Annotated in this window: 27 protein-coding genes, 2 tRNA genes and 1 pseudogene; 23 read left to right on the forward strand and 7 right to left on the reverse strand. The window is 65.5% G+C overall.

The window, feature by feature from the left end; genetic code table 11:
* The first annotated feature begins 43 nt into the window (after positions 1-43).
* Positions 44-2449, forward strand: a complete 2406-nt coding sequence (gene lon, locus EH199_RS16225; protein WP_124810305.1) for an endopeptidase La — start codon at positions 44-46, stop codon at positions 2447-2449.
* Between the two features lie 85 nt (positions 2450-2534).
* Entirely contained in the window at positions 2535-2948 is a 414-nt protein-coding gene (locus EH199_RS16230) for an HU family DNA-binding protein (protein ID WP_255352115.1), read from the forward strand.
* Positions 2949-3074: 126 nt separating this feature from the next.
* Here EH199_RS16230 and EH199_RS16235 read toward each other — a convergent pair whose 3' ends face one another.
* Positions 3075-3926, reverse strand: coding sequence for a hypothetical protein (locus EH199_RS16235; protein ID WP_124810306.1), 852 nt, complete (start codon positions 3924-3926; stop codon positions 3075-3077).
* Between the two features lie 18 nt (positions 3927-3944).
* On the reverse strand, positions 3945-4787 hold the full coding sequence (gene rlmB, locus EH199_RS16240; RefSeq protein WP_124810307.1) for a 23S rRNA (guanosine(2251)-2'-O)-methyltransferase RlmB: 843 nt from the start codon (positions 4785-4787) through the stop codon (positions 3945-3947).
* 180 nt (positions 4788-4967) lie between these two features.
* Here rlmB and EH199_RS16245 point away from each other — a divergent pair.
* The 16 genes from EH199_RS16245 to EH199_RS16320 all read left to right on the forward strand — a co-directional run bounded on the left by EH199_RS16245 (position 4968) and on the right by EH199_RS16320 (position 19542).
* Positions 4968-5053 (forward strand) — tRNA-Tyr (locus EH199_RS16245).
* 181 nt (positions 5054-5234) lie between these two features.
* Entirely contained in the window at positions 5235-5984 is a 750-nt protein-coding gene (locus tag EH199_RS16250; RefSeq protein WP_124810308.1) for a phosphatidylserine decarboxylase, read from the forward strand.
* Between the two features lie 44 nt (positions 5985-6028).
* The gene (locus EH199_RS16255; protein ID WP_190287302.1) at positions 6029-6844 is read left to right on the forward strand and encodes a phosphatidylcholine/phosphatidylserine synthase; all 816 of its coding nucleotides are present in this window, start codon (positions 6029-6031) and stop codon (positions 6842-6844) included.
* Positions 6845-7496: 652 nt separating this feature from the next.
* The gene (gene rpsB, locus EH199_RS16260; protein WP_124810310.1) at positions 7497-8252 is read left to right on the forward strand and encodes a 30S ribosomal protein S2; all 756 of its coding nucleotides are present in this window, start codon (positions 7497-7499) and stop codon (positions 8250-8252) included.
* A gap of 129 nt (positions 8253-8381) precedes the next feature.
* Positions 8382-9308, forward strand: a complete 927-nt coding sequence (gene tsf / locus EH199_RS16265) for a translation elongation factor Ts (RefSeq protein ID WP_124810311.1) — start codon at positions 8382-8384, stop codon at positions 9306-9308.
* 186 nt (positions 9309-9494) lie between these two features.
* Positions 9495-10217, forward strand: coding sequence for a UMP kinase (gene pyrH, locus EH199_RS16270; protein ID WP_124810312.1), 723 nt, complete (start codon positions 9495-9497; stop codon positions 10215-10217).
* Between the two features lie 2 nt (positions 10218-10219).
* Positions 10220-10777, forward strand: a complete 558-nt coding sequence (gene frr / locus EH199_RS16275; protein ID WP_124810313.1) for a ribosome recycling factor — start codon at positions 10220-10222, stop codon at positions 10775-10777.
* 68 nt (positions 10778-10845) lie between these two features.
* Positions 10846-11490, forward strand: coding sequence for a polyprenyl diphosphate synthase (gene uppS / locus EH199_RS16280; RefSeq protein ID WP_124810333.1), 645 nt, complete (start codon positions 10846-10848; stop codon positions 11488-11490).
* Positions 11477-12226: a phosphatidate cytidylyltransferase gene (locus EH199_RS16285; RefSeq protein WP_223806725.1), complete on the forward strand. Its 750-nt coding sequence runs from the start codon at positions 11477-11479 to the stop codon at positions 12224-12226. The genes uppS and EH199_RS16285 overlap by 14 nt, the downstream gene beginning before the upstream one ends.
* 1 nt (position 12227) lies before the next feature.
* Entirely contained in the window at positions 12228-13394 is a 1167-nt protein-coding gene (locus tag EH199_RS16290) for a 1-deoxy-D-xylulose-5-phosphate reductoisomerase (protein ID WP_124810314.1), read from the forward strand.
* A complete protein-coding gene (gene rseP / locus EH199_RS16295) occupies positions 13394-14521 on the forward strand; it encodes an RIP metalloprotease RseP (RefSeq protein ID WP_125955966.1) in 1128 nt (375 codons plus the stop codon). Before EH199_RS16290 ends, rseP begins: the two co-directional genes overlap by 1 nt.
* 174 nt (positions 14522-14695) lie before the next feature.
* On the forward strand, positions 14696-17404 hold the full coding sequence (gene bamA, locus EH199_RS16300) for an outer membrane protein assembly factor BamA (protein ID WP_223806726.1): 2709 nt from the start codon (positions 14696-14698) through the stop codon (positions 17402-17404).
* The gene (locus EH199_RS16305; protein WP_190287303.1) at positions 17404-18096 is read left to right on the forward strand and encodes an OmpH family outer membrane protein; all 693 of its coding nucleotides are present in this window, start codon (positions 17404-17406) and stop codon (positions 18094-18096) included. The genes bamA and EH199_RS16305 overlap by 1 nt, the downstream gene beginning before the upstream one ends.
* Positions 18097-18132: 36 nt before the next feature.
* Positions 18133-18609, forward strand: coding sequence for a 3-hydroxyacyl-ACP dehydratase FabZ (gene fabZ, locus EH199_RS16310; RefSeq protein WP_124810316.1), 477 nt, complete (start codon positions 18133-18135; stop codon positions 18607-18609).
* Between the two features lie 128 nt (positions 18610-18737).
* Positions 18738-18962, forward strand: coding sequence for a 50S ribosomal protein L31 (gene rpmE / locus EH199_RS16315; protein ID WP_124810317.1), 225 nt, complete (start codon positions 18738-18740; stop codon positions 18960-18962).
* A gap of 139 nt (positions 18963-19101) precedes the next feature.
* The gene (locus tag EH199_RS16320; RefSeq protein ID WP_124810318.1) at positions 19102-19542 is read left to right on the forward strand and encodes a MarR family winged helix-turn-helix transcriptional regulator; all 441 of its coding nucleotides are present in this window, start codon (positions 19102-19104) and stop codon (positions 19540-19542) included.
* A 12-nt stretch (positions 19543-19554) separates the two neighbouring features.
* On the opposite strand, the gene EH199_RS16325 is transcribed toward EH199_RS16320, so the two are convergent.
* Positions 19555-20190, reverse strand: a complete 636-nt coding sequence (locus EH199_RS16325) for a 2OG-Fe(II) oxygenase (RefSeq protein WP_124810337.1) — start codon at positions 20188-20190, stop codon at positions 19555-19557.
* 101 nt (positions 20191-20291) lie between these two features.
* Here EH199_RS16325 and EH199_RS16330 point away from each other — a divergent pair, with 101 nt between their 5' ends.
* The 5 genes from EH199_RS16330 (at position 20292) to EH199_RS16350 (ending at position 22958) form a co-directional block, all read left to right on the forward strand.
* Positions 20292-20774 carry a GspH/FimT family pseudopilin gene (locus EH199_RS16330; RefSeq protein ID WP_124810319.1) on the forward strand — a complete coding sequence of 161 codons (483 nt, stop codon included), beginning with the start codon at positions 20292-20294 and terminating at the stop codon, positions 20772-20774.
* Positions 20764-21150 (forward strand): type II secretion system minor pseudopilin GspI, encoded by a 387-nt coding sequence (gene gspI / locus EH199_RS16335; RefSeq protein WP_124810320.1) that lies wholly within the window; start codon positions 20764-20766, stop codon positions 21148-21150. Before EH199_RS16330 ends, gspI begins: the two co-directional genes overlap by 11 nt.
* Positions 21147-21767, forward strand: coding sequence for a type II secretion system minor pseudopilin GspJ (gspJ, locus tag EH199_RS16340; protein WP_190287304.1), 621 nt, complete (start codon positions 21147-21149; stop codon positions 21765-21767). The genes gspI and gspJ overlap by 4 nt, the downstream gene beginning before the upstream one ends.
* Positions 21764-22759 carry a type II secretion system minor pseudopilin GspK gene (gene gspK / locus EH199_RS16345; protein ID WP_223806727.1) on the forward strand — a complete coding sequence of 332 codons (996 nt, stop codon included), beginning with the start codon at positions 21764-21766 and terminating at the stop codon, positions 22757-22759. The genes gspJ and gspK overlap by 4 nt, the downstream gene beginning before the upstream one ends.
* A gap of 122 nt (positions 22760-22881) precedes the next feature.
* Positions 22882-22958 (forward strand) — tRNA-His (locus EH199_RS16350).
* A gap of 373 nt (positions 22959-23331) precedes the next feature.
* Here the strand turns inward: EH199_RS16350 and EH199_RS16355 are convergent.
* The 4 genes and pseudogenes from EH199_RS16355 to EH199_RS16375 all read right to left on the reverse strand — a co-directional run bounded on the left by EH199_RS16355 (position 23332) and on the right by EH199_RS16375 (position 25592).
* Complete coding sequence (locus EH199_RS16355; RefSeq protein WP_124810323.1) at positions 23332-24339, reverse strand: tyrosine-type recombinase/integrase; 1008 nt, start codon at positions 24337-24339, stop codon at positions 23332-23334.
* Between the two features lie 50 nt (positions 24340-24389).
* A pseudogene (locus EH199_RS25085) lies at positions 24390-24536 on the reverse strand (hypothetical protein); the annotation flags it as partial.
* 368 nt (positions 24537-24904) lie between these two features.
* The gene (locus EH199_RS16370) at positions 24905-25204 is read right to left on the reverse strand and encodes a hypothetical protein (protein ID WP_124810326.1); all 300 of its coding nucleotides are present in this window, start codon (positions 25202-25204) and stop codon (positions 24905-24907) included.
* Positions 25205-25481: 277 nt separating this feature from the next.
* Positions 25482-25592 (reverse strand): transposase domain-containing protein, encoded by a 111-nt coding sequence (locus EH199_RS16375; protein ID WP_223806728.1) that lies wholly within the window; start codon positions 25590-25592, stop codon positions 25482-25484.
* Between the last annotated feature and the right edge of the window lies 1 nt (position 25593).

Consider the following 25593-nt stretch of genomic DNA (forward strand, 5'->3'; position numbering starts at 1 on the left):
TCAAGCCCGGCGCCCTGATCCGGGACAGACGGAAAAGTTGCTGATGAATCTGTACCCCTTGCTTCCCCTGCGCGACATTGTTGTCTTTCCGGGCATGGTCGTGCCCCTGTTCGTCGGTCGCGCGAAGTCGGTCGCGGCGCTGGAAGCCGCGATGGCGGGCGAACGCGATATTTTCCTGCTCGCCCAGCTCGATCCCGGCTGCGACGATCCCGATCGGGATGACCTGTACGATACCGGCGTCATCGCCAAGGTGCTGCAGCTGCTGAAGCTGCCCGATGGCACCGTGCGCGTGCTGGTCGAAGGCACAAGCCGCGCGCGGCTGGAAGCGCTGACCCCCGAAACCGGCGCCAACGGCGAAGTGCTGATGGCGCAGGTGGAAACGATCGACGCGATCGAGGCCGAAAGCACCGAGATCGAGGCGATGATGCGCCAGGTCGTCGAGCAGTTTGGCGAATATGCCAAGCTGTCGAAGAAGCTTTCGCCCGATGCCGCCGGCCAGCTTGGCGAGATCACCGAAGCGGGCCCGCTTGCCGACGCCGTTGCCGGTCAGATCGCGGCCAAGGTGTCCGACAAGCAGGCGCTGCTGTCCGAGAACGATCCGCTCAAGCGGCTCGAGATGGTGCTTTCCTTCATGGAAGGCGAACTCGGCGTGCTCCAGGTCGAAAGGAAGATCCGTGGCCGCGTGAAGCGGCAGATGGAGAAGACGCAGCGCGAATATTACCTCAACGAACAGTTGAAGGCGATCCAGTCCGAACTCGGCGGCAGCGACGATGGTGAAGCCAACGAGATTCAGGAACTGCAGGACAAGATCGACCGGCTCAAGCTTCCCAAGGAAGCGCGCGCCAAGGCGCAGGCGGAGCTGAAGAAGCTCAAGACCATGCAGCCGATGAGCGCCGAGGCCACGGTCATCCGCAATTACCTCGACGTGCTGCTGGGCCTGCCGTGGGGCAAGCGCAGCAAGCTGAAGAAGGATATCGCGGCGGCGCAGTCGGTCCTCGATGCGGACCACTACGCGCTCGACAAGGTCAAGGACCGCATCGTCGAGTATCTGGCCGTGCAGGCGCGCACCAACAAGTTGAAGGGGCCGATCCTGTGCCTCGTCGGCCCTCCGGGCGTGGGCAAGACCTCGCTGGGCAAGTCGATCGCCAAGGCCACCGGGCGCCAGTTCGTGCGCCAGTCGTTGGGCGGCGTGCGCGACGAGGCGGAAATTCGCGGCCACCGGCGCACCTACATTGGCTCGCTGCCGGGCAAGATCGTGACCAACCTGCGCAAGGCGGGCACCTCGAACCCGCTGTTCCTGCTCGACGAGATCGACAAGCTGGGGCAGGATTTCCGCGGCGATCCGGCGTCCGCGCTGCTCGAAGTGCTCGATCCCGAACAGAACGCCAAGTTCCAGGATCACTACCTGGAACTCGACGTGGACCTGTCGGACGTGATGTTCGTCTGCACCGCGAACAGCCTCAACCTGCCGCAGCCGCTGCTCGATCGCATGGAGATCATCCGGCTCGAAGGGTATACCGAAGACGAGAAGGTCGAGATCGCGCAACGTCATCTGGTGGGCAAGCAGGTCGAGGCGCACGGATTGAAGAAGGGCGAGTTCGAACTGACCGAATCCGGGCTGCGCGACCTGATCCGCTATTACACCCGCGAGGCCGGCGTGCGCACGCTGGAGCGCGAGATTGCCCGGCTGGCCCGCAAATCGCTGCGCCAGATTCTGGAAGGCAAGGCCAAGGCCGTCTCCGTGACGCCCGAAAACCTCGCCGACTATGCCGGTGTGCGCAAGTTCCGCCATGGCGTTTCCGACGAGGAAAACCAGGTTGGCGCGGTAACCGGGCTGGCATGGACCGAAGTGGGCGGCGAACTGCTGACGATCGAAAGCGTGACGGTGCCCGGCAAGGGCGGCGTGCGCACGACCGGCAAGCTGGGCGAGGTCATGAGCGAAAGCGTCCAGATGGCGTTCAGCTTCGTCAAGGCGCGCAGCCCGGCTTATGGCATCAAGCCTTCGATTTTCGCGCGCAAGGACCTGCACATCCACTTGCCCGAAGGCGCCGTGCCCAAGGACGGGCCGAGCGCGGGCATCGGCATGGTCACCGCGATGGTTTCGACCCTGGCCGGCATCCCCGTCCGTGCGGACGTGGCGATGACCGGCGAGGTGACGCTGCGCGGGCGCGTGCTGGCGATCGGCGGCCTCAAGGAAAAGCTGCTCGCCGCGCTGCGCGGTGGCATCAAGACCGTGCTGATCCCGGAAGAGAACCGCAAGGATCTGGCCGAGATTCCGGCCAACATCCGTGAAGGGCTTGAGATCGTTCCGGTAAAGCACGTGGACGAGGTACTCGCGCTGGCGCTGGCCGGGCCGCTGGAGCCGATCGAGTGGACCGAAGCGGACGATCTGGCGAGCCAACCTGGAGCCGCTGTGGGAGGCCAGCCGGCCTCCACCACCGCGCACTGACGGTCTCCTTCGCGGGACGTCCGCGAAGCCGCAATCACCAGGGGGCGCATCTCCGCATGGGGGTGCGCCTTTCCGTTTGCGGGAAATGCGTTGGTTTTTGAGACAAATTCAACGTTTCTCGTTGCTTTTGTCTTTGACAGCGGATTCTTTCTCCGCTCAATTCCCGCGCACCCGAAAGGCGATTCCGAAACCGCAGTTTTCCCAAGAAAAGGTAGGGGGTTCCGCAATGAACAAAAACGATTTGATCAGCGCTGTCGCCGATGCCAGCGGCCTCTCGAAAGGTGATGCCACGAAGGCGGTGGAAGCCGTTTTCGATTCCATCTCTGGGGCGCTCTCGAAGGGCGACGAAGTGCGTCTGGTCGGTTTTGGCACGTTCTCGGTCGCCAAGCGCAAGGCTTCGACCGGCCGTAACCCGCGCACGGGTGAGCCGATGTCGATCAAGGCCTCGTCGCAGCCGAAGTTCAAGGCCGGCAAGGGCCTGAAGGACGCGGTGAACTGATAACGAGCCGGGCCGCCTGGCGCGAACGGGTCGCGCCGGCAGAAGCCCGGCCGTTGCTGGAAGTCCGAGCACAGAAAAACCGCGCCGGTCATGCGATCGGCGCGGTTTTTCTTTTTGGGGTAAAGCTTATCGATCGAGCCGGATCAGTGCCGTTGGCATCGCGGCCGTCCGGACATCGATCTTCCAGTCCAGCCGCTGCCCCGCTGGATCGGGCCGGGCGCCTTCGTCGGTGTTGTTGGCCAGGATCGCGCCGTCGGTATGCAGCGTGAACGTGCCGTCCATCTGCGGCAGGGTGCCGTCACTGCCCTTGGCCTTGTCCTTGGCCACTTCCGCCAGCATCGCCATGAGCGGGGATGCCGAGGCGCTGCTGGCAAAGGCGGGGGCGTCGATCCGTACGCTGCCATCGGCGCGGCGGATCATCGTGACGAAGGGTACTACCGCCGGCATCCGTTCGATCATCGGGAAGCTGAAATCGTGGTCGAGCCGTCCGCTAACGGCATATTCCACTTCGAACCGTCCGTCGCCGCGATTGATCACCGATTTCCAGCCCGCCTGGCGTGACAGGCGTTCCGCGAACGCATCGGCCGCCTTCGGGTCGGACGGGTCCAGCCCGCCGAGCCAGGCCTTGGCCATGCGTTCGTTCTCCGCGTCGCGCTGCGATGCCCCGGGCTGCGCGACGTCCCACGCGGCACGCTGCGCGTCGACTTCGGCCTTGGTGCAGGGCCGGCTGGCCTGGCTGCCTTCATCCCGGCAGGGAGAAGGGGTGAACGGCTTCTTCTCGCCCGTGCCGACCGGCTTGTCCTGCGCCAGCTTCGACAGCGGAAGCAGGAAAATCTCTCCCTTGTAGGTGAAGCTGAACGTGCCGTCGCGGTGCAGGGTGAGATCCGATCCGAACTTGCCGGGCAGCAACATGCAGGCGGCCAGTACCAGCGATGCCAGCACCAGCAGCGTACCGGTGAACAGGCGCTTTGTGCTCACGATGTGCTTCCTTCCGGTTCAGTCGGTCGTACGCGTGGCGATCGCATAGAGCGCGATCGCGGCGGCGTTGGACACGTTGAGACTTTCGATCGCCGAGGAGATCGGCAGGCGCGCGATCGAATCGCAATGCTGCGCCACGTTGTGCCGAAGCCCTTCGCCCTCGGCCCCCAGCACCAGCGCGACCGGCCCGGAGGGCACCGCCTGCGGGAAGGCATCCTTGCCATCGCCGTCCAGGCCGATCCGCCAGTATCCGGCCTCGGCGATGTCCTCCAGCGCGCGGGCGAGGTTTACCACGCGCACCCACGGCACCGTTTCGAGCGCGCCCGAGGCCGATTTCGCCAGCGTGCCCGATTCGGGCGGGGCATGGCGATCCTGCGTGACGATCGCCGCCACGCCGAACGCCGCGCAACTGCGCAGGATGGCGCCCACGTTGTGCGGATCGGTGACCTGGTCGAGCAGCACCAGCGTCTTGCCGTCGGCTTCGTCCAGCACGTCGTCGAGCGCCACGTCGTCCAGCGGCAGGCATTCGAGCACAAGGCCCTGGTGCGGCGCATCGCGCGCCACCAGCCGGCCGAGATCGGCGGCCTGCGCGTATTCCACCGGCAGCGACGCGGGCAGTTCGGCGTCGTGATCGTCGAGCATCGCCTGGATCGCTTCGCGCGTGCCCCACAGTTTCTTGGCCACGCGATCGGGATTCGTCAGTGCGGCTTCCACAGCGTGGCGGCCCCACAGGCGCACGGTGCCCTGGCTGCCGCGTCCGCTACCCCGTCCGCCCTGCATCCGCCCCGCGCGGCCGCGTAGGGCGCGGCCCTTGCGCTGTCCGTCTTGCCGGGCTTCGCGATGATCGTGGGGAGCGGCCATGGAGAGTACCTTTATGCTGGAATGCGAAAATATCGTGCGCCTCCTGCCAGTCGCCCCATTGACAGGCAAGCGATGCTTCGCCAAAGGGGCCGCCTCTCGGCCGGACGGCCCCTTCGCGGGGGTCTCAAATCAGAGGCGGACCCGTTATCCGGGGAACCCTCGCACCGGCAGCACTGGTGTGGACAGGTGGCCGAGTGGTTAAAGGCAGCAGACTGTAAATCTGCCCGCGCAAGCGTACGCTAGTTCGAATCTAGCCCTGTCCACCACCGCTGCTTCTTCTCGCCGCATTGGCCGTGAAGGCCGGTGGCCGGTCCGCGCGACCGGTCTTTCGATTGTCCGTTCGGTTGGCGATTAGGTCGGGCTTTTTCCACGAGGCAGGCCCCCGTTGCGACCGCCGGTCCGGAACCTGCCCTTGCCGCTTTGCGCGCCAACCCGTAGATGAGCCCCATGCCCGGAGATATTCTTGACAACCGCGGTCGCGGCAGCGCCGGCTGGAGCTGGCCAGCCATTCACCCCGAAGGACGCAAGTTCGCGCTTGTTTCCGCTGCGCTGAGCTTAGGCAGCGCGGTCATGGCCTGGGAGACGCTGGCCTGGCCGCTGGCGTTCCTCACCGTCGGCATCCTCGCCTTCTTTCGCGATCCGCTGCGCGTTACGCCGCGCGATGACCGATTCGTGGTGTCGCCCGCCGATGGCTTGATCACGCTGATCCAGAAGGTGCCGCCGCCGCGCGAATTGACCGCCGATGACGGATCGGGTGCGAAGGGCATGGCGGAAACGCCGGTGACCCGCGTGTCCATTTTCATGAGCGTGTTCGACGTCCACATCAACCGGTCGCCGATTGGCGGCACGATCCGCCGCGTGGTCTATATCCCCGGTAAGTTCCTCAACGCCGATCTCGACAAGGCCAGCGAGGAGAACGAGCGCCAGCATTTCCTGGTCGAGCGCAGCGATGGGGTGCAGATCGGGTTTACACAGATCGCGGGGCTGATCGCCCGGCGCATCGTGCCGTTCGTGAAGGGCGGGGACATCGTTGCCGCCGGCCAGCGCGTGGGCCTGATTCGCTTCGGCAGCCGCGTCGATGTCTATCTGCCCGAAGGCACCGAACCCAAGGTGCTGATGGGGCAGCGGGTGATCGCCGGCGAAACCGTGCTGGCCGAGATCGGGCAGGCGCCGATGATCGAGGGCGTCAGCCAGTGACCTCCGGGCCTGCGCCGTCGGCGGAGCCCGAAGAGACGTTTGACGTGAATGGCGAAGCTCTGCCGGACGGCGAGGACTTCGGCCGCACCCGCCTTCCGCGCGGATTGACCCTGCGCGCGCTGGTGCCCAACGCGATCACCTCCGCCGCGCTCTGTTCGGGGCTGACCGGCATCCGCTTTGCCATCAACGGCGATTTCGAACGCGCGGTGATGGCGGTGATCATCGCCGGCATTCTCGATGGCATCGATGGGCGCGTGGCGCGGATGATGAAGGCGCAGTCGCGCTTCGGCGCTGAACTGGACAGCCTGTCGGACGCGATTTCGTTCGGCGTCGCGCCTGCCCTGATCCTGTATCTGTGGTCGTTGCAGACCGAACCGCGCTTCGGCTGGTTCGCCGCTCTGGCGCTGGCGGTGTGCTGCGCGTTGCGGCTGGCCCGCTTCAACGCCCGGATCGACATGGCGGACCAACCGCATAAATCAGCCGGTTTCCTGACGGGTGTGCCGGCGCCCGTAGGTGCGGGGCTGGCCATGCTGCCGCTGTACCTGTGGATTGCCAGCGGGCGCGAGGAATTCCGCTATCCGATGTTCGTCGGAGTATGGGCGGCGCTGATCGCGTTCCTGATGATATCCAACATGGCCACTCTGGGTTGGACCGCGTTGCGCCCGCGCCGCGCCATCCGCCTGGAAGTGATCGCGCTGTTCGGGCTGGTGATTGCCGCGCTGCTGACGGAACCGTGGTTGACGCTGGTGGGTATCTGCGGGATCTATCTCGCGCTCGTGCCGGTGGGCGTGGTGCGCTATGCGCGCGTCAGGCGGCTGCGCGGCGGGCAGGGGCGATCCGCCGCTCCGCCGTCCGCCTGATCGAGCGGACTGGGGCGCGGCGCGGACCGCATCCCGCCGCAGGCGCGACTGCCGGCATGTCCGACACGATGCTGACGCAGTATTCCCGGTGTGCCACGCCGGCGCGCGATTGGCGCAACAGGCCGCGCACCGCACCGGCTTGCGCGGTTACGGTCGCCCCAATCGCACCGATGGCCAGAAGGCCGGCACCGGCAAAAAGCAGCGAGACAAGAACACCAAGCATGACAACCAGCCTTTCGACCCTGTGTCCCCGGCCAAGGTTCGCCTTGACAGCCTGTGGACATCATGTGGATAACTCGGAATATGGTTAACGGTTCCTTACCGGATGCCGTAATGCCCCTTATGTTCTCTTTTTGTTCCGTATCTTCAAGCGGAAAATGCCGTGCGGCGTTTTTTGCGTGCGACAGACGGAAGTCGAGATCGTCGGCGTGACGCTGTCCTCGCCGTCGGAACCGGCCGGTCGCGCGCCAGCAAATTCGAGGTGGATTTCTTTCCGCACTTGCTCTAAGGGCGCCAGCGCCGGACGGTGCAGGGGCAGGTGCCCCTTGCATGAGAGACGGTAATCCACACGGGAAACGCACATACCGGTGCCGTGGCGGGATCTCCGCCTGGTTCCAGTTTCCCGGAGGCTTGAACCGGAAAGGAAATACCTATGGCGGCTCCTGTCGTCACGATGCAGCAACTTATCGAGGCCGGTGCGCACTTCGGCCACCAGACCCACCGCTGGAATCCGCGGATGAAGCCGTACATCTTCGGCGCCCGCAACGGCATCCACATCCTTGACCTGTCGCAGACCGTGCCGCTGTTCGCGCGCGCGCTCGATTTCATCTCGGCCACCGTGCAGGCCGGCGGCAAGGTGCTGTTCGTCGGCACCAAGCGCCAGGCGCAGGAGCAGATCGCGCAGGCCGCGCGCGCTTCGGGCCAGCACTTCGTCAACCACCGCTGGCTGGGCGGCATGCTCACCAACTGGAAGACGATCAGCCAGTCGATCAAGCGTTTCAAGGCGCTGGAAGAACAGCTTGCGGGCGACACCGCCGGTCTGACCAAGAAGGAAGTCCTTCAGCTGACCCGCGAACGCGACAAGTTCGAACTGTCGCTGGGCGGCATCCGCGACATGGGCGGCATTCCGGACGTGATGTTCGTGATCGACGCCAACAAGGAAGAACTGGCGATCAAGGAAGCCAACGTGCTGGGCATTCCGGTCGTTGCCATTCTCGATTCGAATGTCTCGCCCGAAGGCATCGCCTTCCCGATCCCGGCGAACGACGACGCCAGCCGCGCGATCCGCCTCTACTGCGAAGCGGTGGCCGCCGCCGCCACCAAGGGTGGCCGTGATGCCGCCATTGCTTCGGGTGCGGATTTCGGCGCGCTGGCCGAGCCGCTGGCCGAGGAAGCTGTCGAGGCCTGAGCCCCGGCGGCGCCGGTCGATGATTGGGGCGGCCCGCCCGGGCCGTCACCGAATTGACCCGGACAAGACTTACGGGCCGCAGCGGATTGCTGCGGCCTCACCCGTTTGAAGAACAGAAGGATCAACGCGATGGCTTATACCGCCGCTGACGTGAAGAACCTGCGCGAGCGCACTGGCGCCGGCATGATGGACTGCAAGAAGGCGCTGGACGAATCCGGCGGCGATTTCGAAGCCGCGGTCGACGCGCTGCGCGCCAAGGGTCTGGCTGCCGCCGCCAAGAAGTCCAGCCGCACCGCCGCCGAAGGTCTCGTTGGCGTGGCCGTTGCCGGCACCAAGGGCGTGGCCGTCGAAGTCAACTCGGAAACTGATTTCGTCGCCAAGAACGAACAGTTCCAGGACTTCGTGCGCAAGGCCACCGAAGTGGCGCTGAACACCGCCGCTGCCGATGTCGAGGCGCTGAAGGCCGCCGCCTATCCCGATGGCGGCACGGTTGCCGACAAGCTGACCAACAACGTCGCCACCATCGGTGAGAACCAGCAGCTGCGCCGCATCAAGCACGTCGCCGTGGCGAACGGCGTGGTCGTGCCCTACATGCACAACGCCGCCGCGCCGAACCTTGGCAAGATCGGCGTGCTCGTCGCGCTCGAATCCGAAGCCGGCGCCGATGTGCTGGAGCCGCTGGGCAAGCAGATCGCGATGCACATCGCCGCCGCGTTCCCGCTGGCGCTGACCGCCGACGATCTCGACGCCGAACTGATCGCCCGCGAACGCAAGATCGCGGCCGAAAAGGCCGCTGAAAGCGGCAAGCCCGCCGAAGTGCAGGCCAAGATGGTCGACGGCGCGGTCTCGAAGTACGCCAAGGAAAACGCGCTGCTTTCGCAGCTGTTCGTGATGGACAACAAGACTCCGATCGCGCAGGTGGTGGAGCAGGCGGGCAAGGCCGCCGGCACCAAGATCGCGCTGGTGGATTATGTGCGCTTCCAGCTTGGTGAAGGCATCGAGAAGGAAGAAAGCGATTTCGCCGCCGAAGTCGCCGCCGCTGCCGGCATCAAGTAAGTTCTGAACAGCACGTCCCCGCGCGGGCGGGGGAGGCGTTGCCGGTATTGCTCCGGCTCGTTCTCCCCGCCGGCGCGGGGATCGCTGTATGCGGCCGCCACCATGGCCGGCCACGCCACCCTTGGCAGCGCGGTCCATCCGCGTATAAGGGCCGCGTTTACCCCCGTTTGCGAGTACCCCGTTCCCATGAGCCTCCCCAAGTTCAAGCGCATCCTGCTCAAGCTTTCGGGCGAGGTGCTGATGGGGAACCAGCAGTTTGGCATCGATACCGATTTCGTCGATCGCCTGGCCGCCGAGGTGAAGGCGGTAAAGGATACCGGCGTCGAACTGTGCCTCGTGATCGGCGGGGGCAACATCTTTCGCGGCATGGCGGGGGCCGCCAAGGGCATGGACCGGGCGCAGGCCGATTACATGGGTATGCTGGCCACGGTGATGAACGCGCTGGCGATGCAGTCCTCGCTCGAAAAGCTGGGCGTGCACACGCGCGTGCAGTCCGCCATACAGATGGACGCGGTGTGCGAGCCGGTGATCCGCCGTCGCGCCGAACGCCACCTGGAAAAGGGCCGCGTGGTGATCTTCGCCGCCGGGGTGGGCGCGCCCTATTTCACCACCGACAGCGGCGCGGCGTTGCGCGCGGCCGAAATGCAGTGCGACGCACTGCTCAAGGGCACCAGCGTCGACGGCGTGTACGATGCCGATCCGAAGAAGAATCCTTCGGCAAAGCGTTATGAAACCGTGGATTACGACACCGTCCTGGCAACCAACCTGCAGGTGATGGACGCCAGCGCGGTGGCGCTTTGCCGCGATAACCACATTCCCATCGTCGTGTTCTCGATCCGCGAGCAGGGCAATCTTGCCCGCGTGCTGGCGGGTGAGGGGACGCAGACCATCGTGCAGAAGGAAGCCTGACCATGGCCAAGTATGACAAGGCCGATCTCGAACGCCGGATGAAGGGCGCGGTTGAATCGTTCAAGAGCGATCTTTCGGGCCTGCGCACCGGCCGGGCCAACACCGCGCTGCTCGATCCTATCACGGTCGAAGTCTATGGCGCGCACACGCCGCTCAACCAGATCGCGACCGTTTCCGCACCCGAACCGCGCCTGCTGTCGGTGCAGGTCTGGGACAAGTCGAACATCGGGCCGGTCGAAAAAGCGATCCGTTCGGCGGGGCTCGGCCTCAATCCGATTAACGACGGCAACAACCTGCGCCTGCCGATTCCCGATCTGACCGAGGAACGCCGCAAGGAGCTGGCCAAGCTGGCCAGCCAGTATGCCGAAAAGGCGCGCATCGCGATCCGCAACGTCCGTCGCGACGGCATGGAAGCGCTCAAGGCGGACGAGAACAAGAAGGAAATCTCGGAAGACGAGCGCAAGCGCGCCGAAACCGACGTCCAGAAACTGACCGACGATTACATCAAGGCGGCCGATGAAGCCGCCGCCCAGAAGGAAAAGGAAATCCTGGGCAAGTGAGCGCGGCGGTCGCCCCGAAAAACGGGTCGGGAGATACCGGTTGCGTCGCGCGGCACGTCGCCATCATCATGGATGGCAACGGGCGCTGGGCGAAGAAGCGCCTGCTGCCGCGCGTCGTCGGGCACAAGCGCGGGGTCGACGCGGTGCGCGAAGTGGCGCGCGCCGCGCGCGACATGGGGCTTGAAGCGCTGACGCTCTATGCCTTCTCGTCCGAGAACTGGAAGCGCCCGGCGGACGAGATCGCCGACCTCATGGGGCTGCTCAAGGCCTTCATCCGCAGCGATCTGCAGGAATTGATCGACAACAACGCGCGGCTCCGGATTATCGGCGATTATCATGGGCTTGCCCCCGATATCGTGGATCTGATCGAAGATGCTATGGCGCGCACGGCGGCGAACACCGGCACCACGCTGGCGATCGCGCTGAACTATGGATCGCAACAGGAGATCGCCCGCGCGGCGGCGCGGGCTGCCGCCAAGGGCGCGATCACCCCGGAGGCGATCGAGGCCGAGCTCTATACCGCCGATCTGCCCCCGCTCGATCTGCTGATCCGTACCTCGGGTGAGGTGCGGCTTTCCAATTTTCTGCTGTGGCAGGCCGCCTACGCCGAAATGTGGTTCACCGACGTGCTGTGGCCCGATTTTACGCCCGAGCATCTGCGGCAGGCGCTGGAGCAGTTCTCGACTCGCGAGCGGCGCTTTGGCGGTCGCTGATCCGTCCGCCGAAGGCGCCGCCACGCCGGCCCGGCGGAACGACCTTCCGGTGCGTGTCGCCTCGGCCGTGGTCATGCTCGCCATCGCGGGCTTCGCCATATGGCGCGATGGGGTGGTGCTCGATTGCTTCATCGCGCTGGTCGCCTTCGCCGCCTATGGCGAGTACGTGATGCTGGCGAGCCGGATCGCGACGGACCCGGCGCGTCTGGGAGCGGCGGCGATTACCGGCGCGTTCTACATCGGCTGGGCAGCGCTCGCGCTGATCGTCATGCCCACGCCACTGTTGATCGCGGTGATCGGGTTGGTGATCTGCACCGATACCGGAGCCTACTTCACCGGGCGCGCGCTGGGTGGGCCCAAGATCGCGCCGAAAATCAGCCCCTCCAAGACCTGGGCCGGCCTTGCCGGCGGCATGGCCGCGGCGGGCATCTGGCTGGCGCTGGTCACGCTTTCGGGCGGATACATGCTGTCGGCGCTCGGGCCGACCGGGCCAAGCCTGAAGCAGGCGCTGGCGATAACCAACGTCGGCATGGCGGCGCTGGCCGGCGCCGGGCTGGCGGTGGTGGCGCAGGCCGGCGATTTCTATGAAAGCTGGCTCAAGCGCCGGGCCGGCGTGAAAGACAGTTCGCGCCTGATCCCCGGCCACGGCGGCGTGTTGGACCGCGTGGACGGCCTGTTGCCGGTGGCGATTGTCGCGGGCACGGCCTGGGCCATGGGACTTGGCGGAGGAGCCTGAGATGACCGGACAACGCACGATTTCGGTTCTGGGCGCGACGGGTTCGATCGGCGCCTCTACCCTTGATCTCGTCCGCCGCAATCCCGATGCCTTCCGTGTGGTAGCGCTGACGGCCAACGCACAGGCGGCGGAACTGGCGGCGCTGGCGCGCGAATTCCGCGCGGAAGTGGCGGTCGTGGCCGACGAGGCGCGGCTGCCCGAGCTGCGCGAACATCTGGCCGGATCGGGCGTGGAAGCCGCGGGCGGCCCGGCGGCGCTGGTCGAGGCAGCCGCGCGCGGCGCGGATATCACCGTGGCCGCGATCGTTGGGTGCGCGGGTCTTGCCCCCACCATGGCGGCGATCGAACAGGGCAAGGTGATCGCGCTGGCCAACAAGGAAGCACTGGTTTCCGCTGGTGAGGTGATGACCGCGGCGGTCGCCCGGACCGGGGCCACGCTGCTGCCGGTCGATTCCGAACACAACGCGATCTTCCAGTGCCTGCAGGGCAACGACGCCGCCAACGTCCGCTGGATCACGCTGACGGCCAGCGGTGGCCCGTTCCGCGATTGGCCCGCCGAACGCCTGGCCCGCGCGACCCCTGCCGAAGCGGTGAAGCACCCCAACTGGTCGATGGGCGCCAAGATCAGCGTCGATTCGGCCACGATGATGAACAAGGGGCTGGAATTCATCGAGGCGTTCCACCTGTTCCCCGTGGGCGTGGAGCGGCTGCGCATCATCGTTCACCCGCAGTCGATCGTGCATTCGATGGTCGAATACCGCGATGGGTCCACGCTGGCGCAGCTTGGCCCTTCGGACATGCGCGTGCCGATCGCCTCCGCGCTCGCCTGGCCCGCGCGGATGGACACGCCCTGCGCCCCGCTCGATCTTGCCGCCATTGGCGAACTGACGTTCCGCGCGCCCGATGAAACGCGCTTTCCCGCCACCCGCCTGGCGCGCGAGGCGGTGACGGCGGGCGGTTCCGCGCCGGCCGTGCTCAATGCCGCCAACGAGATCGCCGTGGCCGCGTTCCTGGCCGGTCAGATCGCGTTCACCGATATTGCGGAGAATGCGGCGCGCGTGCTCGATTCGATGAACGACTTTTCCGCCCCGGGCTCGCTGGATGATGTTATTCTGGTGGACCGCGCCGCGCGGGCCAGAACGCGTGAAACGATGGAGCTTGCGCACTGATGCCCACACCACCGCTGCACGATCCGGGGATCCTGGTGACTTTGCTGGCCTTCGTTCTCGTGCTCGGGCCGCTCGTGTTCATCCACGAACTGGGGCACTATCTTGTCGGCCGCCTGTTCGGCGTGAAGGCGGAAAGCTTTTCGATCGGGTTCGGCAAGGAACTGGCGGGGTGGACCGACAAGCGCGGCACGCGCTGGAAGCTGTCCATGCTGCCGCTGGGCGGTTACGTCCAGTTCGCGGGCGACATGAACCCGGCGAGCCAGCCCGATCCCGCTTGGCTTTCGCTGCCCGCCGCCGAACGCGAGCGGACGTTCCAGGCCAAGCCGCTGTGGCAACGCGCGCTGATCGTGCTGGCCGGGCCGGTGACCAATCTGGTTTTCGCGGTGCTGATCCTGGCGGCGTTCAACATGATCGATGGGCGTGTTGTTGCCTCGCCGGTGGTGGGCGTGGTCCAGCCGACCTCGGTGGCCGACAAGGCCGGGCTGCGCGCGGGCGACCGCGTGGTGTCGCTGCAAGGTGCGCGCATCGACGATTTCCTGCAAATCCGCATGGAAGTGTCGCAGCACCCCGCCGAACCGCTGGATCTGGTAATCGAGCGCGATGGCAAGCAATTGCCCATGCAGGTCACGCCCGAAGCCAAGGTGATGTCCGATGCTTTCGGAAACGAACAGCGTATCGGCTATCTGGGCATCGGCCCGGCCCGTTTCGACGTGGTGCGCGCCGGACCGGTGGATGCCGTGGCCGACGCGGTGGGGCAGACGCGCGACATCATCGGGATGATGGTGACCGGCATCGGCCAGATCGTGACCGGCCGGCGCGAGGTGAAGGAGCTTGGTGGGCCGATCAAGATCGCCAAGTATTCCGGCGAGCAACTGGTATCGGGCTGGCGCAACTACGCATGGTTCGTCGCGCTGATCTCGATTAACTTGGGGTTCATTAACCTGCTGCCAATTCCGGTGCTGGACGGAGGTCATCTCGCTTTCTACGCCGCCGAGGCGGTGCGCAGGAAGCCGGTCAGCCGGCGCGGCCAGGAATGGGCGTTCCGGACCGGGTTGGCGTTTGTTGTCGGTTTGATGCTCTTTGTTACGATCAATGACGTTGCGTCGCTGAAAGTGTTCGGGGGGTAGGGGATACAATCCGGTCGCGGGGGCCGGATTTTCCACAATTTGCGGGGCGATCGAACGCTTGGACAGCCTGCTTGCTTGATTGGCGGGGCTGCTTCGGGCAGATGGCGGCGATTGCTGGTGCGGCCGGTCCTTGAAAAGGGTTTGCCGCAAGAACACACGGGATGGCGCTTGGTGATGATTGGACGTAACTCGGGCCGGACCGTTCCTGCCTCGCCACGGGCGTCGTCGGTGGCTATTGCCCTGATGGTCACCACCTGCATGGCCGGCGTGCCCGAAATGGCGGCGGCGCAGCAGAGCCAGGCGGATCAGAAGCCCGCGCGCAAGCCTTCGGCCCTGTTCGGCAAACATGCCCGGCAAGCCGCGCCGGCCAGCGCGGTTCCGGTTCCCGCCACCCCTGCGCCGGCGCCCGCCGCGCCACCAGTGGTTGCGGAAGTCACGGTCAAGACGATCACGATCGATGGCGCGCAACGGCTGGAGCCGGATACCATCCGCTCCTACATCCGCCTGCGCGAAGGCGATCGCTATACCCAGGCCGCCGCTGACCAGGTGCTGAAGGACCTGTTCGCGACCGAGCTGTTCTCGGACGTGCAACTGCGCAACAACAACGGCGACGTGGTGATCCAGGTCAAGGAGAACCCGGTCGTCAACCGTATCATCCTGGAGGGCAACAAGCGCCTCAAGGAAGACAAGATCCTGCCCGAAATCAAGCTTTCGGCGCGCCAGATCTTCACCCGTTCCAAGGTGCGCGCGGACGTGGCCCGCATCATCGAGCTGTACAAGCGGCAGGGCCGCTTCGCCGCTTCGGTCGAACCGAAGATGGTCATGCTCGAACAGAACCGCGTCGATATCGTGTTCGAGATCAGCGAGGGGCCGAAGTCCAAGGTCCGCCAGATCAACATCATCGGCAACGAGAAGTTCTCCGACGGGGAACTGCGCGGCCAGATGGTGACCAAGCAGTCGCGCTTCTTCCGCCTGTTCAGCTCGGGCACCAGCTACGATCCGGATCGCCTCGCCTTCGACCAGCAGAAGCTGCGCCAGTATTACCTGACCAACGGCTATGCCGATTTCCGCGTGGTTTCGGCGGTGGCCGAACTGACGCCCGACAAGCGCGATTTCATCATCACCTACGTGGTGGAAGAGGGGAAGCGCTACAAGTTCGGCGACGTCAAGGTGGACAGCCAGCTGCGCGACTTCGATGGCGACAAGCTGGCCGAGCGGCTGAGCATCAAGAAGGGCCAGTGGTACAACGCCAAGGCCGTTGAAGACACGGTCGACAGCCTCACCGAAACCGCCGGCAGCTTCGGTTATGCCTTCGCCGACGTCCGTCCCGACTTCCAGCGCGACAAGGACGACCTGACGATGAGCGTGACCTTCCGCATGGCGGAAGCACCACGCGTCTATGTCGAGCGCGTGGACGTCAACGGCAACACGCTGACGCAGGACAAGGTGGTCCGCCGCGAGTTCCGCCTGGGCGAGGGCGACGCCTTCAACAGCCTGCAGATCAAGCGCTCCACCAACCGCATCAAGTCGCTGGGCTATTTCCAGGAAAAGTTCGAGGTCGAGCAGAAGCCCGGCAGCGCGGCCGACCGCATCGTGCTGGAAGCCAACGTCGAGGAAAAGCCGACCGGCCAGCTCCAGCTTTCCGCCGGCTTCTCCAGCCTTGAAAGCTTCATCTTCCAGGCCTCGATCCAGCAGAACAACTTCCGCGGCCGTGGCCAGACCGTCGGCCTCAGCGTCGACTATTCGCGCTATTCGCGCGCGGTGCAGGTGAGCTTTACCGAGCCTTACCTGTTCGACCGGAACGTGTCGTTCGGCATGGACGTCTATCGGCGCGACTACAACAGCTTCAACTACTTCAACAGCAACCGCAACACGACCTACCGGCAGGCCACCACCGGCTTCCAGGCCCGCATCGGCGTGGCGCTGACCGAATATACCTCGCTGATCGGGCGCTACACGCTCAACTTCGACAACGTGACGCTCGACAAGGATACCTACTACCTCAACGGCCAGTGCAGCCCGTTGCTGGCCGGTCGGTATCTGTGCGACGCCATCGGCAAGCGCACCAGCTCGATCCTGGGTGTGTCGCTAGTCTATGACACGCGCGACAACCGCCTGCGGCCGACGCGCGGCTCCTCGCTGGTGCTGGGTGGTGACATCGCCGGGCTTGGCGGTTCGGTGAAGTATGCCCGCCTCACGGCCAACGCCTCGAAGTATGTACCGCTGGGCCATGGCTTCATCTTCTCGCTGCGCGGTGAAGGCGGCGCGATCAAGGCGCTGGGCAGCCGCTCCAACGATCCGTCGATCGACGACGTGCGCCTGACCGACCGCTTCTTCCTGGGCGAACCCCAGATCCGCGGCTTCGACATTCGCGGCGTCGGCCCCCGCGTGCTGCGCAAGCAGTATTCCGGGTATGATCAGCAGACCGGCGCGGGTGGCACGGTTTCGACCGATCGCAACCAGTGGGTCGATGACGCGCTGGGCGGCAAATATTACTACCTTGCCCACGCCGAGGTCGAGATTCCGCTGGGCTCGGGCGCACGTGAGATGGGGCTGCGGCCTTCGATCTTCGTTGACGCGGGCGCCGTGTTTGGTGTGGCGCATCCACAGACAACGGGGGCAGGAACGTTGCTGTATCTCGATAACCTGACCCAGAAGCTGACCACTTCCAGCAAGGATTCCAGCGGGGCGGTTAACCAAGTTGCGCAGAAGTACGACGAGGTCTTCGTGGGCGATAGTCCCAAACCGCGCATCTCGGTTGGTATCGGCGTTAACTGGAACTCGCCGTTCGGTCCCTTCCGCATCGATTTCGCCAAAGTCCTCAGCAAGGTCGAAGGCGACGACCCCAAGGCATTCACTTTCAACGTAGGAACCCAGTTCTGATGATCACGCGCATTGCATCGGCCCTTGTCGCGGGCCTTCTCGTTTCGGTTGCTCCGCAGGCCATGGCCGCCGCGCCGGCCGCTCCGGCCGCTACCGGTGGCGTTGTCGCCGCCGGCGTCGCGGTGGCCAACCCCCCGGCGATCGTCGCTTCGTCCTCGGCCTACCAGACCGCGCAGCAGCAGCGCCCGGTGACCTACAAGGCGCAGATCGACCAGGCCAACACGCGCAAGAACCAGATCACCGCGCAGCTTCAGCCGCTGTACGCCAAGCTGGAAGCGGATTCGAAGGCGCCCAAGCCCGATCAGGCCGCGCTGCGCCAGCAGTACGCGCAGATCCAGCAGATCGAACAGGCCGGTCAGCGCGAAATCCAGCAAATCCTGGAGCCGCTGCAGCTTTCGGAACAGTACGTTCTCGAACAGATCGGCGACAAGCTGGACGATGCCACGCAGAGCGCGATGACCAAGCGCAAGATTTCGCTGGTCCTCGATTCGCAATCGGTGATCAAGGCGGACCAGGCGTACAACCTGAACCAGGACATCCTGACCGAACTCAACGCGCTGATCCCCTCGGCGCAGCTCGTGCCGCCGGCCGGCTGGCTGCCGCGCGCGCAGCGTGAACAGCAGGCCCAGCAGCAGGCGGCGCAGGCCGCTGCCGCCCAGCCGGACAACAAGAAGGCGCCGGTCGGCCGCTAAGGCCGTCCGCGTCGGACAGGGGCATACGGGGGCAGCATGGCGGAAGATCAGACGGACGGCGCGGGTGCCGCACCGTTCGACTATGACGTGACCAAGGTGATGGCGGCGCTTCCGCACCGCTATCCCCTGTTGCTGGTCGATCGCGTTCTGGGCCTTGTGCCCGATGAATCGATCCACGCGGTCAAGGCTGTCTCGATGAACGAGCAGTTCTTCCAGGGGCACTTCCCCGGCCGGCCGATCATGCCCGGCGTTCTCCAGATCGAGGCGCTGGCGCAGGCCGCCGGCGTGCTCGCGGTGGAAACGCTTGGGCTCGCCGGCACCGGCAAGCTCGTCTATTTCATGGCGATCGAGGGCGCCAAGTTCCGCAATCCGGTGGAGCCTGGCTGCCTGTTGCACCTGCACGTCGAATTCACGCAGAAGCGCGCGCGCGTCTGCAAGTTCGCGGGCAAGGCCATGGTCGATGGCAAGGTGACCTGCGAGGTCAGCTTCACCGCGATGATCGCGGACAGCTGAGCAGGCTCCCGACGGATGCCGGGGGCGTCCGACCAGGGACTCGACAAATCGCGCGGTATCCATTAGGGGCGCCGCTTTCCAGTTTCCCGAAGACCGGTCGGAACCGGTCGCCAAGCGGAGCAAGACCGATGAAGGCCAATATCCACCCCGACTACCACATGATCAAGGTGCAGATGACTGACGGCACCGTGTTCGAAACCCGCTCCACCTGGGGCAAGGAAGGCGACACGCTGGCGCTCGACATCGATCCCACCTCGCACCCGGCCTGGACCGGCGGCACGCGTCAGATGGATCAGGGCGGCCGCGTTGCGCAGTTCAACAAGCGGTTCGGCGGTCTTTCGCTCAAGCGTTGATCGCGCGCGAAAAGCCAGACGGGCAGGGCGGCTTCGGCCGCCCTTTTCGTTTTCGCCCTTTCGTTAAAGCGTTTCGCAGCGATCCGTCCGTATCGGTGCGTGGCATTGCTATCTGCGATAGCCGTTCTAGAGTATCGCCATGACCACCCTGACCAACGCGCTGGAAAGCCGCCTGGGTTATCAGTTGCGCCGCGCTTCCGCGGTGATGATGGCCGACCTCGCGCGCGAGTTGGCGGACCTTGACCTGCGGCCTGCGGAAGTGACCACGCTATTGGTGATCGGCGAAAACCCCGATTGCTCGCAAACCGAGGTGGGGCATGCGCTGGCCATCAAGCGCGCCAACATGGTGCCGATCATCGCGCGCCTGATGGACCGGGGCTTTGTTGCGCGCACCCGGGCCGACGGCCGCTCGCACGCGCTCACCCTGACCGATCAGGGGCGCAAAATGGCGGACGAAGCCAATCAGCGCATTGCGGCGCATGAAGCGCGCTTCGTCACCCAGCTTGCCGCGGGCGAAGTGGAAACGCTGTTGCGATGCCTGCCGACGATTCGCGGCACTGGTACCGAACCCGAGGGCTGAGCTAGGGCCAGCTTATTGCCAGGGGCGTTCGCGATACCATTTCGTCACCACGTATTTCAGCCCCTTACGCACTTTCATGGCGTGATGGATCGTCGCCGGGTTGACGCTGCCATCGCGCCGGCGGTTGTTCCAGCCCACCAGCTTGCCCGGTTCGGGATGGATCAGCTTGTCGAGAACCTTGAACCGCGTGGCGCCACCGGCTTCCACCGCGTTGAGATAGACCATGAAGGTCCAGGTGCGCTGCCCGGAAACGGCGCAATAGCGGTCGAAATCGGCGCCGTGTTCGTCGAAATAGTCGGTGTGTGCCTTGAATTCCTGTCCCGGGGCATAGCGCTGGCCCTGGATCGGTTCACCGAACGGCCGGTCGATGCCACACAGCGCGGAAAAACGTTCGTCGAGCGCCAACACGTCGGGCGCGGCCATCGGCAGATCGCAGGTTTCGCTCGTGCGGAAATAGTGATCGCCGTTGGGGTCGGCGATGGTCGAGGGCCGGCGATCCGCCTCGATCCGGGCGATCAGCGCCGCGCATTCCTCTGCTGTCAGGAAATCGCGCAGGATCACCATGTCGGCGCGCGGGGTGGGGACGCGAACGAGGCCCGGCGTTGCGAGCAGCCGGTCCAGCGAGGCTTCGTTGACGGGTGCGTCCATGATCATTTGGGTAGCCGATCCGGCACCGAACGCCAACATCGGCTGTGCGCGATGTGTCGGCAGCCATAGGATGCGGGCGTCCGGCCTGCTATCGGGATCGCATGGCTCCGTCGTCGTCTCCTTGCGCACCGTCGTCCGCGCGTGCCAACGGCTTCTCGCTGGTCGAGATGCTGGTGGTGCTGTTCGTGATCGGCCTGCTGGCGGCGGTGGTGGTGCTGTCGCTGCCCGGCGACGAGCGCATCCTGCGCAACGAGGCGGAGCGCTTCGCCGCGCGCACCATCGCGGCGCGGGACGAAGCGATCGTCGGCGGCGCGCCGGTGGTGCTGGTGGTGGGGCCGGCGGGGTACTACTTCCAGCGCCGCGTCGACGGCGCGTGGCAGGCGCTTCCCGGCAAGGGGTTCGATCTGGCGGCGTGGAAGCAGGGCACGTGGGCCACGGTCGCCCAGCCGGGCGGACGGGGGCGCATCGTGTTCGATACGCTGGGGCTTGCCAGCGGCGATGGCGCGGTCCGGCTGGATCGCGGGGACCGGCATCTGGTCCTGCGCATCGCGCGCGATGGGAAGGTCACGCTCGATGCGGCGTGACGGCGGCGGCGAGGAAGCGGGCTTCACCCTGCTGGAACTGATGATCGCGCTGGCGGTGTTCGCGCTGGCGGCGCTGGCCCTGCTCAGGATGGAAGGCGCCAGCATCGCGCGCACCGCCGATCTGGACCAGCGCCTGTTGCGCGAGATTGTGGCGCAGAACATGGCGGCGGAAATCCTGACCGATCCCGTGCCCCCCGCGATAGGCGACGCCAATGGCACGATCCGCAATGCCGGCCGGCAGTTCGCATGGACGCGGCACGTCGCGCCGCAGGCGGACTTCGGCGTACTGGCCATCACGCTGACCGTGCGCGAGGTAACGCCGGGCCGCGCCAGCCAGGCGATCACGCTCGATTTTGCCCGGTTGCCGGCGTCATGACGCCAGTGCGCGATCATCGTGAATGGCCGCATGCGGCAAACGGCTTCACGCTGGTGGAAATGCTGGTGGCGTTGCTGATCTTCGCGATGATTGCCGGCGGCGCGCTGGCGTTGCTGCGCTTCAGCGTCGATGCCGAACTGGCAAGCCGCGCCGGGACTGACCGCATCGCCGCCAGCCGGCGCTTCCTGTCGGTGTGGACAGCCGATCTGGCGCAGATCACGCCGCGTCTGGCGCGGGACGAAAGCGGCGCGGTTCATCCCGCGCTGGAAGCTGGTGGAGCGGGCGGCATGGTGCTGCGCTTCACCCGCAGCGGCTGGTCCAACGCGGACGGGGCGGCGCGGCCCAGTCTGCAGAAGGTGGAATACCGCTGGGACGGCAAGGCGCTGGTCCGCGCCGGCTATCCGTTCCCCGATGGCGCCGCGCCCGAGCCGGGTGCCGCCGTCCTGCCGCTGGCGGGGCCGCCGGCCTTGCGCTTCCGCGGCCGTGACGGGCAATGGCAGGGGCGGTGGGAGCCGCAGCGCATGGGCGAATTGCCGGTGGCGATCGAAGTGCTGCTACCACAGCCGGGAGGCGAGCCGTTGCGCATCGTCTCGCTGGTCGGGGTGAACTACCAGTGAGGCGGGATCGTCCTCCTCACGAACGTGGGGCGGCGCTATTGTCGGTGCTGCTGCTGGTGGCGGTCATGGCTGTGATCGCGGCGGTCATGCTCGACCGGCTCAACCTGGCAACGCGGCTGGCCGGCAACGGGCAGGCGATGACTCAGGCGCGCCTTGCCGCCACCAGCGCGGAAACGGTGGCCATGGCCCGGCTCAAGGCCCTGGTCGATGCGGACGATCGCCGCACGGTCGACCGCATCGGACTGCTGGGCCGAGAGTTCCCGTTGCCGCTGCCGCGAGGGGCGGCGCGCGTGCGGATCGACGACGCGGGCAATTGCTTCAACGTCAATTCGCTGGTCCAGCAGGGCGTGGACGGCACGTTCACGCTGCGGCCCGTGGCGCTCATGCAGTTGCGGGCGCTGATGGCGGGGCTGGCCGTGCCAGCGAACGAGGCGGTCCGCCTGAGCGATGCCATGGCGGACTGGATCGACAGCGACGAGCGGCCCGCGCCGAACGGGGCGGAGGACGATGTCTATCGCGCCGCGCCGGTTCCGTACCGCACGCCCAACCGGCTGGTCGGCGATGTTAGCGAACTGCGCGCGGTGCGGGGGATGACGCCGGTGCTCTACCAGCGCTTGCGGCCCTGGCTCTGTGCGCTGCCAGCGGCGGAGCTTTCACCGGTCAATGTCAACACGCTGCGGCTGGACCAGATTCGCCTGCTGACCATGCTTGCCCCCGCGACGATTACCCCCGATCGCGCCCGCGCGCTGGTCGTGGGACGGCCGCCAGCGGGCTATGCCAGCGCGGCGGAAGCGACTGCGCGGCTGGGGGCCGCGTCCGGTGCGACGGGCGCGCTTCCGCTTGGCCAGGTGCAGGTGCGCAGCCGCTGGTTCCTGCTGGATCAGGTGGTCTCCATCGATTCGGTGCGGCTGGAGGAGGAAGCGCTGATCGATACCGGGGTGACGCCCGCGCGCGTGGCGTTCCGCAGCTGGGGTGATCGCGAAAGCCGGTAGGGCACGGGAATCGCGCAGGCGCGCGGCGGCCGCGCAAGTTTTCGCTTTTCAAGGCGGCTCCTTTCTGCAAAGGGGCTCGCCCGCGCCCTGCATCGTGTTACGATGGGGGCGCCGATCTTGTGGCGATCGTAGCTCAGTTGGTTAGAGCGCCGGTTTGTGGTACCGGAGGTCGTGGGTTCGAACCCCATCGATCGCCCCAGATTCCCCTAGGTTTTGGTCTGTAGAGAACCACTGCTCCTAGGTTCAGGCGAACCTAGCGCTTCCCGAATGAGGGACCGTATCCCAGCGGCGGTATTGGCATAGACAAACTTGCCGGCCACATATGTTCCGTATGGCATCACACCAGGACAGTTACGTCGGGTCACGTAGCATCCCCGGTACTTCCACATCTTAGCTTCGCGGCGAGGCATATCATGCTACCCTTACAGATGCCGCACCGCTGTACGGGTGGAACCACACGTCCCCGTCAACCATCTGGACGTATAGGCCGGTAGTAGCCGTCTCCGATGTGCCGCTATTCGTCCATCTACACGGCAGGCACCTCCTGCCGGGCCATGTTGCTCTGATTTGGCTCACCATGTGAGGCTCCTTGCTGCGCCTCGCAGGAAGTCCGGGTTGTACCGGGCGTATATGCGAGTCGTTACGTTGATGTCCCTGTGCCCCAAGAACGAGGCGATCTCCGGCATGGGCACCCTGTCCTCCGCCATCCACACGGCGGCGCTGTGCCGGAACATATGCGGGTGGCAGTAGATGCCGCTCCGCTTGGACGCGGCGGCGATGCCCTTCTTGATGTCTTGGAGGGGCTGCCCCCTGTGCTCAATGATGTAGTCGGTCATGGCCGCCAGCTTCGCCGCGCGCAGCGCCTCCACGATCAGGTCGTTGAGTGGCACCGTTGCGCGGAACTTGCTGTTCTGCTTCCGGCCTTCCGGGTTCAGGTTCAGGACGGCATGGTCCCAGTCAACCTGTCCCCACTTGGTTTGCAGGATGGCAGACTTACGGCCCCCGGTGGTGACCGCCAGCATGGCGAACAGCTTGACGTGGGGATACCGACAGCCGGCCAGGAATTTCCGGAAGTCGTCCTTCGTCAAATGCCCTACGGTTGTCTCAGGCATAGCCGGCAGTACGATCTTGGGGGCCTTGTCGAGCTTGTTGCTCCCCGCTGCCCAGTTGAGGGCGGTGCGGACCAGAGATAGCTCGGCGCGCATGGTGTTCACGGCCTTGCCGCGCCACGCCAGATAGCCCCGGCTGACTTCCTCATCCACGGTCTCGGGGAGAAGGCCAGACCAGTACCCCTTTGCGGCGGCCCATGCTTCGCGCTTGCGCTTGTCGTCAGGCACACCTCGCGGGCGGTCATCAGGACCAAGGTAGGCTTCCACCACGTCCCCCACGGTACGCAACCCGCCCCCGCTGAGGTTCGCCCATATCTTCCGGGCCAGGGCCTCAGCCGTTACCCGGTCAGTCGTGCCAAGCGAGTGACGCTTGCGACCATCTGGCGTGTGCCAGATGATGCAGAAGGACCAGTATCGTTCGCCGTTTGAGCGGGTTCTGGTGAGCTTGCCGAGGACATATGGTTGCGACATTCGTATTCCTCCACGGCAACGGCCGCCACCCTCCACAGCTTGCCTAGACGGAAGCCGGGGAGGGCGCGGGAGTTCAGCAGGTTGTAGATGTGGGATTGCGAACAGCCCCACCGCTTGGCCAGCTTGGCCGGAGAGTAGGGCGTCAGAGTGCCGGGGACGCCAGACACAGGAAGGTCAGCCCTAGAAGCAGGGTGCATAGTGGCATGGCGTCCTTTCGTTTCAGGTTAGGAAGGGGTACAGCCCGATCATGGCGAACGAGCTTGATGACATCCGGGCAAACACAGACTGCCCTGTATGCGGCGTTCAACTGGACGTGCCGTACAAGACGCTGCGGTTAGGGCTTACTGTCGAGTGCCCCGGATGCGGCGAAACCGTGAGGCTCATTGACGACACGCCTATCAAGGCGGTCCAGCGCCTCATAGACGAGGCCGGTTAGTACCCAAGCTTCGGGATAATCCGCGCAGCCCGGCTCGTTAGGATCACGCCGCCGAGGATAATCAGGGCTTCGCCAATCACGAGGCAAAGCAGGAACGCATGGTTGGTCGCCATGGTATGCTCCATTGGATCAGAGGCGGTGCTCTGTGACATGGTAGGAGTTCGTGTCCGAACTCAGGTTAAGTGCGCCCGCCGCGCGCATGGCGCCCTCCTTCGTGGAGTACCCACGGCCCTGTACGAAGCCTCGCATATCCACCACGTAGAAGCCTTCCGGAGCCGGGAGGTAATCGTGGAACGGCGCGCCCTTACGAAGCAGGCCGTCAGGACCGACAGGGTTGATGCGCTCGCACGTTCTGCGGGCCATGTCCTCACCCTCACGAAAGCCCTGAGTTCGCCCATTGTGCGACGTGAAGATTTCGTAGATTGCCATGGTAGGCTCCATTGAGCGCACGGACCCGACCTCGCGTCAGGTGCGCAAGGTCAGGCCGTTTAGTGCGATGGTGTCAGGAGAGGTGCGGCTGGTACTCCTGCCACAACTCTTGCAGCACCCGGTCAGTGCTCCAGTTGGGATGCGCCTTTTCATAGGCAGCCAAGTCCCGCTCGAAAGCTACGGCGTCGTCATCCTGCACCCAGATAGCGGGCCAGTCTTCCTCATCCCGAAGGTAATCACGGTAAGCGAGGAGGTAGGCCCAGCGTAAGCGGTGTTTTCAGACCACGGGCGTCCAGGGCATGAGCTCGCCAACAGCGTTGGCTGGGTGACCGCCGGCTAACTTCGTGAGCGTGTCGGTCAGCCAGACGTGTGGGTTGATGCTGGTCAGC

Source organism: Novosphingobium sp. LASN5T (genome assembly GCF_003856955.1).
Classification (GTDB): Bacteria; Pseudomonadota; Alphaproteobacteria; order Sphingomonadales; family Sphingomonadaceae; genus Novosphingobium.